Source organism: Vibrio anguillarum, from assembly GCF_003390515.1.
In the GTDB taxonomy this organism is placed as follows: Bacteria; Pseudomonadota; Gammaproteobacteria; order Enterobacterales; family Vibrionaceae; genus Vibrio; species Vibrio anguillarum.
In genome coordinates this window covers 2,192,139-2,203,458 of the sequence record NZ_CP031479.1, presented here as the reverse complement: position 1 = coordinate 2,203,458, position 11,320 = coordinate 2,192,139, and the positions used below count along the sequence as shown (strand labels likewise).

The window sequence follows — 11,320 nt, the reverse complement described above, 5'->3', positions numbered from 1 at the left end:
GAGCCTGTTGCTCAAGAAAGTTTTGAAGCGATTGACGAGCAATCCTTACCTGAATTCGGTGAAGAAGATGCACTTGCTTCAATTAACGAACCAGCACTAGAAACAGAGCAACAGTCGCTTTTAGAAGATGATGACGTAGACCAATTGCAGAGTGTTTCAAAACAGGAGTTCGATGAGAAAGCCTTAAAAGATTGGCTAGATGAGGAAAGTGTACCCTCTGCGCCATTCTCTTTTGATCGACCATTAGATGCTCGTACCATTGATAGTGCTGGTATGAATATTGATGCAATGTTAGAGGTAGGCGGTGAAGATTGGAACGGTTTTAATTTAACGCCAGATCAACAAGCTTCCATCCCAGATGACGTGCCTGAAGAAGAGCTTGCCGTTTGGAACGATGAGATCCAAACCGACGAGCCTCAAATTCTTGATGAAAACTGGGGAATTCAAGATGAACTCGATGATTTTGAAGCCCAAAAGAGCCAGTACATGACCATCGATGAGCTAATGGCTCAAGTTGAGGGTGAAGAGGGGATTAGCCCTGAAGATGAAGAACTCAAGTTAGATGTTGGTTTAAGTGAATTTCCGGATGTGATTGGTGACATTGGTGATATCGATGTAGACAATAACTCTGAGGCGGCGGGTAAGCTTGACCTCGCCAAAATTTACATCGAGATGAACGATGATAAAGGGGCGATAAAACTGTTAGAGGAAGCCATTGTTGATGGTAGTGATGATATTCGACGAGAAGCGAAATCCTTGATTGACAGCATTAATCGCCGAGCTTAAAAACAAACGAGGCCGTGAATATACGGCCTCGTTGTTATTGAATAGCCTTTTCTGACTTGCAGATGACCTGAACTTCACATTGAAAGTTGTCGGGGGTAGATGGCTTGTCGATTAGAATTTTTTTTTGATTGCGATTATACTGCCCGACCCATTTTCAAAGAGAATCAGATGATGAGAATCGCTTTAGGTATTGAGTACAATGGTTCTCAATACTATGGTTGGCAGCGACAACGTGACGTTAAAAGTGTCCAAGAAGAATTAGAAAAAGCACTCACAGTTGTGGCGAACCATCCGGTTGAAGTATTGTGTGCGGGGCGCACCGATGCAGGGGTTCACGGCACAGGGCAGGTGATACATTTTGATACTACGGCTTGCCGAAAAATGGTCGCTTGGACAATGGGTGTCAATGCTCATTTACCAAAAGATATCGCTGTTCGTTGGGCAACTGAGGTTTCAAGCGATTTTCACGCTCGCTTTTCGGCTACAGCACGCCGTTATCGCTACATCATTTATAATCATGCTTATCGCCCTGGCATATTATCTTCAGGTGTCAGTCATTATCATGGCGATTTAGACGTTGAGAAAATGCAGCAAGCAGGGCAGCTTTTATTGGGCGAAAATGATTTCACCTCTTTTCGCGCTGTGCATTGTCAATCGAATAGTCCTTGGCGAAACGTCATGCATTTGAATGTGACTCGGCATGGCAACTATGTCGTCATCGACATTAAAGCAAATGCTTTTGTCCATCATATGGTGCGAAATATTACCGGTAGCCTCATCGTTGTCGGCCGTGGTGAGCAGCCTCCCGAATGGATAAAATGGTTGCTTGAAGCCAAAGATAGAAAACTGGCGGGTGCAACAGCCAAAGCGGAAGGATTATATTTGGTTGCTGTTGATTATCCAGAAGAATTTTCTTTACCAAAAGAGTCGCTTGGGCCGCTATTTTTAGCTGATAATTTGAACTAATAACGCGTAAAGTGTCCAAAACAGAGTCGTGACGTGTGTGGAAATGACAGCCAGAAAATAGGTACAACCAGTTTTTTGTCTACACTAAGCATTTTATATGTTTTAATCCTCACGCATAAATCCCAAATTTGTATCTTTCGCAATCACGCGAGAGAGTTAAGAGTAAAGGTCTTCCATGAGTTGGCTTGAAAAGATTTTAGAAAAAAGCAATATCGTAACTTCGCGTAAAGCATCCATCCCTGAAGGGGTTTGGACTAAATGTACTTCTTGTGAGCAAGTGTTATATCACGCTGAGCTTGAGCGTAACTTGGAAGTGTGCCCTAAATGTGATCATCACATGCGCATGAAAGCACGTCGCCGCTTAGAGACTTTTCTTGATGAACAGAATCGTGTCGAGATTGGTGACGAGTTAGAGCCGCAAGATAAACTCAAGTTTAAAGACTCAAAGCGTTATAAAGAACGCCTTTCAGCCGCTCAAAAAAGCAGTGGTGAGAAAGACGCTCTTGTGGTGATGCAAGGCGAACTATTGGGTATGCCTTTGGTTGCTTGTGCTTTTGAGTTTTCTTTCATGGGTGGTTCAATGGGGTCTGTCGTTGGTGCGCGTTTCGTACGAGCTGTTGATGCCGCTATAGAAAACAACTGTGGTTTGGTCTGCTTTTCTGCCAGTGGCGGCGCGCGTATGCAAGAAGCGTTAATGTCATTGATGCAGATGGCAAAAACCAGTGCGGCGCTTGAACGTTTATCAAGCAAAGGCTTACCTTATATCTCAGTGATGACGGACCCTACCATGGGTGGCGTATCGGCAAGTTTAGCGATGCTTGGTGACATCAATATTGGTGAACCTAAAGCACTGATTGGTTTTGCAGGTCGTCGAGTTATCGAACAAACGGTACGTGAAGATCTACCTGAAGGTTTCCAACGCAGCGAATTCCTAATTGAGCATGGTGCGATTGATATGATTGTCGATCGCCGTGAAATGCGTCAACGCGTAGGTGGATTGATCGCTAAATTGACCAATCACAGCTCACCATTGGTCGTTTCTGTTGACGATTCACCGACTGAACCTGATTACGCTGTACCAGAAGCGCACGAAAAAGGGTAAAGTAGGCACTAACACACTAACTGCTTAATGGTTATAAACGTTAGATGACTCAAAACCTTATCCCACAAGCCACATCCTCTCTTGCGATGTGGCTTGATTATTTAGCGAATATTCATACCTCCGCTATCGACCTTGGCTTGGATCGTGTTCAAGCTGTGGCTCAAAAAGCGAATCTTATTAAACCTGCACCTACCGTAATTACCGTGGCTGGAACGAATGGCAAAGGCTCGACCTGTGCATTAATGGAAGCCATTTTATTGGATGCAGGTTATCGCGTGGGCGTTTATAGCTCACCTCATCTTATCCGTTATAACGAACGCGTGCGTATTAATGCGCTTGAGCTCAGCGATGAACAGCATACGCAAGCCTTCGCTTTTGTTGAAGCGCAACGGGGTGACATCAGTCTAAGCCTATTTGAGTTCGGTACATTGGCGGCGCTGCGTTTATTTCAAACGCAAGCGGTGGATGTCATTTTATTGGAAGTTGGGCTAGGTGGCCGACTTGATGCGACCAATATCGTGGATCACGATGTTTCTGTGATCACCAGCTTGGCGATTGATCACGTGGATTGGCTCGGCGATGACATCAATGTTATTGGCTATGAGAAAGCGGGGATTTATCGCGCAGGTAAACCCGCCATTTGCGGCCAGCCTAAGCCACCACCAACGGTTGCAGCGCATGCCGATGATATTGGTGCGGAGATGTACCAAGTCGGTATTCAGTTTTCCTATGAACTGGCCTCTGAAACAACGTGGAATTGGCGAAGTGGTCCATTTGAGTTATCTGATTTACCGCTCCCTCGCTTGCCCTTGCCTAATGCGGCTACGGCATTAATGGCACTCGGCTGCTCCGGTTTAGTTGTGAGTGATGTCAATATCGTCAATGGGCTTAGCAACGCAACACTTGCTGGGCGGATGCAAAAAATCAGTGATAGCCCAGAAATCATTCTTGATGTTGCACATAATCCCCATTCGGCCGAATATTTGGTGGCGCAGCTCAAACAGCGTTACGCACACAAAAAGGTCCATGTGGTGATTGGCATGCTGCATGATAAAGATGTGAAGGCCACGCTTCATCAACTGAAATCAATCGCTAACGTTTGGTATCCTGCTTCATTAAGTGGCCCTAGAGCCGCGCAAGCGAATGAACTGTGTCAGTACCTTGAGCCTGGCGTTAAACCGTTTGCTAGCCCAGTCAGCGCTTTTGAAGCCGCGATGACACAAGCCGATAGCAATGATGTCATTATCGTGGTTGGGTCGTTTCATACTGTGGGTGAAGTATTAGAGCACTGGCAGAACAAAGGAGTATAAATGGCAAGTAAGTTTCAGAGCCGCTTGGTAGGAACAATTATATTGGTGGCGATAGGGGTGATAGTGTTGCCTGATGTATTGGATGGTAAAAAGACCCATTACAAAGAAGATATCGCCAGCATTCCAATTAAGCCTGAATTAGACAGCGAAGTTGAGAAGTTTGAAATTCTCGATCCCGTTGAAGATCAAGTCGCGTTGCCCGATTCGCCTGTGGAAGTGATCGCACAAACTAACCAGAGCGACGCAGCAACGCAGAGCAAGTCACTCGCTGTGAAAGTGAAAGAAACGGCGGAAAGAAATGATTACCAAGATAGCGCTTGGCTCATTCAGTTGATGGCATTAAAGAATGCCGAAAACGCAAAAACCGTGGTTAAAGATCTGCAAAAACGGGGTTATCAAGCTCATACTAAGCAAGAAAATGGCTTCACTAGGATCATTATTGGCCCAGATGTTTCCAAAACCAAGCTTGAGCGTCAACTCTTAGAACTGGAAAAAATTACCGGTGCAAAAGGTCAATTGCTCAAATTTAAACCACTAAACCCATAAGAAAACGTTTGCGTCGCGTTTTTTTCTGTTAAAATGCGCGCCAACTTAAGATGTAGAACTCATGAATTGGTTAGATATTGTCATTTTAAGTGTGATCGGCCTATCGGCATTGATCAGTTTAGTCCGTGGCTTTGCTAAAGAAGCGTTGTCATTAGTGATATGGTTCGGTGCATTTTTTATTGCCAGCCAATACTACGCAAAACTTGCGGTGTATTTTTCAAATATCAAAGATGACATGTTTCGTAATGGCGCGGCCATCGCAGCACTGTTTGTTGCAACACTCATTGTCGGAGCGATCATTAACTATGTGATTGCTCAATTGGTACAAAAAACGGGCCTATCTGGAACTGATCGGGTACTGGGCATTGTTTTTGGAGCATTGCGTGGTGTGTTGATTGTTTCAGCTGCCTTGTTTTTTATGGATGCGTTTACCGCATTTCCAAATTCAGAGTGGTGGAAGAGCTCGCAATTGGTACCGGAATTTAGCCGTATCATTGCGCCGTTCTTTGAGCACTTACAAGCAACATCAAGTTTTCTCTCTGGCGCGATTTAGCGCCAGTTACTGTCGCAAATCGAGGATCAGGACATGTGTGGTATTGTTGGAATCGTGGGTACAACGCTGGTAAACCAGTCAATTTATGACGCGTTAACGGTATTGCAGCATCGTGGCCAAGATGCCGCTGGTATTTGTACCATAGAAAGCAATCGTTTCCGTCTGCGTAAGGCGAACGGTTTAGTGAAAGATGTCTTTGAAGCAAAACACATGCAGCGTCTTCAAGGAACGGTGGGTATTGGACATGTGCGTTATCCTACTGCGGGTAGTTCGAGTGCCTCAGAAGCTCAACCTTTCTACGTTAACTCCCCGTTCGGTATCACGCTTGCTCATAACGGCAACCTCACCAATGCCAACGAAGTACGCCAGAAGTTGTTTGAAAAAGATCGTCGCCATATCAATACCACTTCAGATTCCGAAGTGCTGCTTAACGTCTTGGCGCATGAAATTGATACAGTCAGAGGCAATGTAACCGCAGAAGATGTGTTTCGTGCTGTCGCTAATGTACATCGCACCATTCGCGGTGCTTATGCTGTTGTCGCGATGATCATTGGGCATGGGATGATCGCGTTTCGTGACCCGCATGGTATTCGTCCTATCTGCTTAGGTAAACGTGAAGTCGATGGCCGTACCGAATACATGGCCGCTTCGGAGTCGGTGGCGCTAGATGCTGTCGGCTTTGATTTTGTGCGTGACCTTGCCCCCGGGGAAGCGGTGTATGCGACCTTTGATGGCCAGCTATTTACTAAACAATGTGCCGATAATCCAACACTTAACCCATGCATTTTTGAATTTGTCTACTTCGCCCGCCCAGATTCGTTTATCGACAAAATTTCAGTTTACAGCGCGCGCGTAGAAATGGGTAAAAAGCTGGGTGAGCGCATCAAGAACGAATTTGCTGACTTAGATATTGATGTCGTGATCCCCATTCCTGAGACTTCGTGTGATATCGCATTGCAAATTGCACAAGCGATTGATATTCCATATCGCCAAGGTTTTGTTAAAAACCGCTACGTTGGCCGCACATTTATTATGCCGGGCCAGCAACAGCGTAAAAAATCGGTGCGCCGTAAACTCAATGCGATTCGTTCTGAATTTAAGGGCAAAAACGTGTTGCTAGTGGATGACTCGATAGTGCGTGGAACTACGTCAGAGCAAATTATCGAGATGGCTCGTGATTCTGGTGCAAACAAGGTGTACATGGTGTCAGCCGCGCCTGAGATCCGTTTCCCTAACGTCTATGGCATTGATATGCCAAGTGCTAACGAGTTGATTGCTCATGGTCGAGATGCCGATGAAATTGCGCAGCGAATTGGTGCCGATGCTCTGATTTTCCAAAATTTGGAAGATTTAGTGGATGCCGTCGGTATGGGTAACCGCGATATTGCAAAATTTGAAGCGTCGGTATTTAACGGCGAATACGTCACGGGCGATATTGATCAGCAGTATCTTGATTTTCTTGAATCGATGCGTAGCGACGATGCAAAAACGGTTCGAGAAATCCAGCAAGATCTCGCCAACCTAGAGATTCATAACGAAGGCGCGTAATCGAGCGCATCTCCCGAAATAGGCTGCAAAGAAAAAGGCTTCCATCTAGGAAGCCTTTTTTGTGCTCGTTAACAGGGTTTGACTAAAGGATCATTGCCGCAATCCAGCCAAACACAATCAGTGGAATATTATAATGGATGAAGGTTGGAACCACCGTTTCCCAAATATGTTCGTGCTGGCCATCCGCATTTAGGCCTGACGTTGGCCCCAAGGTGGAATCTGACGCTGGAGAGCCAGCATCGCCCAACGCAGCAGCGGTACCCACTAGCGCAATGGTCGCCATAGGCGAAAAGCCAAAGGCGAGGGCAAGGGGCACGTAAATGGTTGCGATGATTGGAATCGTTGAGAAGGATGAACCAATGCCCATAGTGACCAACAAACCGACGATCAGCATTAATAAAGCAGATAACGCTTTGTTGTCGCCAATGCTTACTGATAAGGCTTCGACGAGCGACTCAACGCCACCGGTGGCTTTCATCACGGCGGCAAATCCGGCCGCTGAAATCATAATAAAGCCAATCATTGCCATCATATGTACACCTTTGGTGAACACATCGTGCGTCTCTTTCCACGCAATCACACCACCAAAAGTGAAGACCATAAAACCAGCCAGTGCGCCGATGATCATTGAACCTGTGGACAGTTGTACGGCAAGTGCCGTGATAATACCGAGCGCGGCAATCAAAATATGCTTTTTGTTGATCGCTTTTGGTTCGGCATTAATGACAGTATGTTCCGTCTCTTGATACTGGCGAGGTTTACGATAGGTAAAGAAAATGGCGACCAGTAAGCCAAAAATCATCCCAGCGGCGGGTAGCAGCATGGCAATCGGCACTTGGCTTGCCGTTACGTTTTCAAGGCCATTATCGCGTAAATTCTTGAGTAAGATGTTATTGAGGAAAATCCCACCAAAGCCGACAGGCAAGACCATATAGGGCGTGATAAGGCCAAAAGTGAGCACGCAAGCAATCAGCCTGCGGTCAAGCTTCAGCTTGGCAAAGACGCCCAATAGAGGTGGAATTAAAATCGGAATAAAGGCGATATGGACAGGAATGATATTTTGCGATGACATGGTAACTAGAACCAGCGCGACCAGAACTGCATACTTCAAACCTGTGGTGGCCGCGCCATGCTCTTTGCCATGGATACGCTTAATCACGTTTTGCGCCAGTAAGTCAGTAATACCAGATTTAGAAATCGCGACGGCAAAGGTGCCTAGCATCGCATAACTTAGTGCGATGGTTGCACCGCCGCCTAAGCCACTTTCAAATGCAGAAACAGCGTCATTTAAACTCATCCCTGCAACTAAACCACCGACGATCGCACTAAATGTCAGTGCGACGACGACATTGACCCGCATCAGCGCAAGAAGCAGCATGATGCATACAGAAATTACTACAGGATTCATATATTTCTCGGTTAGTTGTGTTTACTTGTTATTGTTTTCTGAAGGTTCAACAAGTGGCCATCCGCCAAGGGCCTTCCATTTGTTGACGATACCGCAAAAAAGTTCGGCTGTTTTTTGCGTATCGTATAGCGCTGAATGCGCTTCTCTATTGTCAAATTCCATCCCTGCGGATTTGCACGCTTTGGCCAAAACGGTTTGGCCATAGGCTAAACCACTTAGCGCGGCGGTATCAAAAGTCGCAAAAGGGTGGAAAGGGACTCGTTTTAGCTTGCAGCGTTCACTGGCTGCCATCACGAAATTTAAGTCAAAGGTAGCATTGTGCGCCACCATGATCGCGCGGCTACAGTCATTGTCGCGTTGCTCTTTTCGGACTAGCTTATAAATTTCTCTAAGTGCTTCGGCTTCGCTGACGGCACCGCGTAATGGGCTAAATGGGTCACGAATGCCATTAAACTCAAGCGCCTCTTTTTCAAGGTTGGCACCTTCAAAAGGCTCAACATGAAAGTGAATCGTCGATGCTGGGTGCAGATCACCTTGTTCATCCATACGCAACGTAATCGCGCAGATTTCTAATAGTGCATCGGTCTTTGCATTGAAACCGGCTGTTTCGACGTCGATGACGACGGGAAAATAACCGCGGAAACGCTTTCTCAGTGTCAATGCTTCATTTACTTCAGTCATGCTAGCTCTTGGTTGTGTGACAGGGCTGGCATTATTACAGATTCTTTCTACGATAAAAACCAAACACGTTAATAAATGCAGGTTTCACTATGCGTTGGATAGTGCGGTGATGTGGCTAGATTTTTGCATTAACTTAGTCAATAGAAAGCGAAGCGGCAATTTTCCGCCATCGTTGTAGTATCGCTCGGAGAATAAAATCGTTATGAATAAATGGGTTACTGCCACTATTGTGATGACCAGCATACTGACATCCTTTGCCCCTATGGCGATGGATAAGCGTTATGTGGCAACACCACAGCAGTCTACGTGGCAGATGGTGACGAATACCCCTTTAGAGTGCCGTTTGGTCCATCCTATCCCCAACTACGGTGACGCTGAATTCTCTTCACGTGCGAATAAGAAGATTAACCTCGATTTCGAACTCAAAATGCGTCGTCCAATGGGTGAAACTCGCAACGTAAGTTTAGTGTCATTACCACCGAGTTGGCGTCCGGGTGAGAGTGCAGACCGTATTACCAATTTGCAATTCTTCAAACAGTTCGATGGTTACATCGGTGGTCAAACCGCTTGGAGCCTACTCAGTGAATTGGAAAAAGGACGCTATCCAACCTTTAGCTACCAAGATTGGCAAAGCCGAGATCAGCGCATTGAAGTCGCTCTCTCGTCGGTTCTTTTTCAAGAGAAGTACAACGTGTTTAGCGATTGTGTGAGCAATTTGCTGACGTACAGTTTTGAAGATATCTCATTTACGATTCTGCATTACGACCGCGATAATGTACAACTCAATAAAGCTTCGCAAAAACGGCTTGCGCAAATTGCTGACTATATTCGCTATAACCAAGATATTGATTTGGTGTTGGTTTCTACCTATACCGACTCTGTTGATAGTCGAGGAGTGAGCCAGGATCTTTCTGAGCGTAGGGCTGAGGTATTAAGAGATTACTTTAAATCACTGGGGTTACCTGAGGATCGTATCCAAGTGCAAGGCTATGGTAAACGCAGGCCGATTGCCGACAATGCATCACCCATTGGCAAAGATAAAAACCGTCGTGTGGTTATTTCACTGGGTCGAACAATTATCTAATAACGTTAGAGTAAAAAAGCAGCCCATTTCAAAGGCTGCTTTTTGTGATGTTATCCGGGAAACCTTACGCATCTAGTTTATATAACTAGCCGATGCCGCAAAGAGGCTTATCCTTCTAAACCTGCTGATGCTTGTTTGTTTTGGATAAGTTCAATCATGTAACCATCAGGATCTTTCACAAAAGCGATATGCGTGGTACCGCCTTTTACTGGGCCAGCTTCACGGGTCACGTTACCTCCAGCTGCTTTAATCGCGTCACAGGTGGTATACACATCTTCAACACCAATGGCGATGTGGCCAAAAGCATTGCCTAGGTCATAGCTTGTGGTGCCCCAGTTATAGGTCAGTTCGATCACCGCACCCTGAGATTCATCGCCATAACCCAGGAATGCCAATGTGTATTTGTATTCTGTATTTTCATTAGTACGAAGCAGTTGCATACCCATGACCTTGGTGTAAAACGCGATCGATTTTTCTAAATCGCCTACGCGTAGCATGGTGTGCAAAATACGACTATTTGACATGTTGAGCTCCTAACTTTCTGATGAAATATCTATCTCCACCCGACCACTGTGGCGATGATGTTGGCTTATATTCACCCACTTCAATCACAGAGTTTATCTATGTTCAAAGGAATTCGTTTACTTACTGCCTACTTGCAGAGTTGAGTCTTTTGGGGATCTGGTTAAATTTTATAGGTCAGTTTTATCAGAGAATTCGCAAAGATCTTCAATGATACAACTGCCACAACGCGGCTTTCTTGCCACACAGGTGTAGCGACCATGTAAGATCAACCAGTGATGAACATCAACTTTGAATTCTTTAGGGACGACTTTGAGCAGCTTTTGTTCCACTTCATCAACGTTTTTACCCACCGCAAACTTGGTTCGATTTGAAACACGGAAAATATGCGTGTCAACGGCGATGGTTGGCCACCCGAAAGCGGTGTTCAATACCACATTGGCCGTTTTTCTGCCAACGCCGGGCAGCGATTCTAATGCTTCACGGCTCTCTGGCACTTCTCCTGCGTATTGATCCAATAAGATACGGCAAGTTTTGATGACGTTTTCTGCTTTGGAATTGAATAAACCAATGGTTTTGATGTATTGCTTTAGCCCATCAACGCCAAGCTCAAAGATAGCTTGTGGCGTATTAGCAATAGGGTAAAGTTTGTCAGTGGCTTTATTAACGCTGACGTCAGTCGCTTGAGCGGAAAGCAGTACTGAGATCAGTAACTCAAACGGTGTGCTCCATTTAAGCTCGGTTTCTGGCTTCGGGTTATTGGCCCGTAAGCGCTCGAGGATCTCGACTCGTTTGACATTATTCATCGTTTGGA

Annotated in this window: 12 protein-coding genes; 8 read left to right on the top strand and 4 right to left on the bottom strand. The window is 45.7% G+C overall.

Going from position 1 to position 11,320, the window contains the following annotated elements; all coding sequences use genetic code 11:
• The 7 genes from DD616_RS13490 to purF form a co-directional block, all read left to right on the top strand.
• Positions 1 to 786 (top strand): FimV C-terminal domain-containing protein (locus DD616_RS13490; RefSeq protein ID WP_306307609.1); only part of this gene is annotated, 786 nt, incomplete at its 5' end.
• A gap of 171 nt (positions 787 to 957) precedes the next feature.
• Positions 958 to 1,752, top strand: coding sequence for a tRNA pseudouridine(38-40) synthase TruA (gene truA / locus DD616_RS13485; RefSeq protein WP_026027499.1), 795 nt, complete (start codon positions 958 to 960; stop codon positions 1,750 to 1,752).
• Between the two features lie 175 nt (positions 1,753 to 1,927).
• Complete coding sequence (gene accD, locus DD616_RS13480; protein WP_017043471.1) at positions 1,928 to 2,854, top strand: acetyl-CoA carboxylase, carboxyltransferase subunit beta; 927 nt, start codon at positions 1,928 to 1,930, stop codon at positions 2,852 to 2,854.
• A 44-nt stretch (positions 2,855 to 2,898) separates the two neighbouring features.
• Entirely contained in the window at positions 2,899 to 4,164 is a 1,266-nt protein-coding gene (gene folC, locus DD616_RS13475; RefSeq protein WP_094147114.1) for a bifunctional tetrahydrofolate synthase/dihydrofolate synthase, read from the top strand.
• Positions 4,165 to 4,710 (top strand): SPOR domain-containing protein, encoded by a 546-nt coding sequence (locus DD616_RS13470; protein WP_208871790.1) that lies wholly within the window; start codon positions 4,165 to 4,167, stop codon positions 4,708 to 4,710.
• A gap of 61 nt (positions 4,711 to 4,771) precedes the next feature.
• Positions 4,772 to 5,263, top strand: coding sequence for a CvpA family protein (locus DD616_RS13465; RefSeq protein WP_013857290.1), 492 nt, complete (start codon positions 4,772 to 4,774; stop codon positions 5,261 to 5,263).
• Between the two features lie 33 nt (positions 5,264 to 5,296).
• Positions 5,297 to 6,811, top strand: coding sequence for an amidophosphoribosyltransferase (gene purF, locus DD616_RS13460; protein WP_013857289.1), 1,515 nt, complete (start codon positions 5,297 to 5,299; stop codon positions 6,809 to 6,811).
• Between the two features lie 82 nt (positions 6,812 to 6,893).
• On the opposite strand, the gene DD616_RS13455 is transcribed toward purF, so the two are convergent.
• Together DD616_RS13455 and rnt are read right to left on the bottom strand one after the other, a co-directional pair.
• The gene (locus DD616_RS13455) at positions 6,894 to 8,219 is read right to left on the bottom strand and encodes a Na+/H+ antiporter family protein (protein WP_017048031.1); all 1,326 of its coding nucleotides are present in this window, start codon (positions 8,217 to 8,219) and stop codon (positions 6,894 to 6,896) included.
• Positions 8,220 to 8,240: 21 nt separating this feature from the next.
• A complete protein-coding gene (gene rnt, locus DD616_RS13450; RefSeq protein WP_094147111.1) occupies positions 8,241 to 8,900 on the bottom strand; it encodes a ribonuclease T in 660 nt (219 codons plus the stop codon).
• A 202-nt stretch (positions 8,901 to 9,102) separates the two neighbouring features.
• On the opposite strand from rnt, the gene motY reads away from it, so the two are divergent.
• The gene (motY, locus tag DD616_RS13445) at positions 9,103 to 9,984 is read left to right on the top strand and encodes a flagellar protein MotY (protein WP_013857286.1); all 882 of its coding nucleotides are present in this window, start codon (positions 9,103 to 9,105) and stop codon (positions 9,982 to 9,984) included.
• Between the two features lie 107 nt (positions 9,985 to 10,091).
• On the opposite strand, the gene gloA is transcribed toward motY, so the two are convergent.
• A complete protein-coding gene (gene gloA, locus DD616_RS13440) occupies positions 10,092 to 10,508 on the bottom strand; it encodes a lactoylglutathione lyase (RefSeq protein ID WP_013857285.1) in 417 nt (138 codons plus the stop codon).
• A gap of 168 nt (positions 10,509 to 10,676) precedes the next feature.
• Entirely contained in the window at positions 10,677 to 11,312 is a 636-nt protein-coding gene (nth, locus tag DD616_RS13435) for an endonuclease III (RefSeq protein WP_010318469.1), read from the bottom strand.
• Positions 11,313 to 11,320 lie beyond the last annotated feature (8 nt).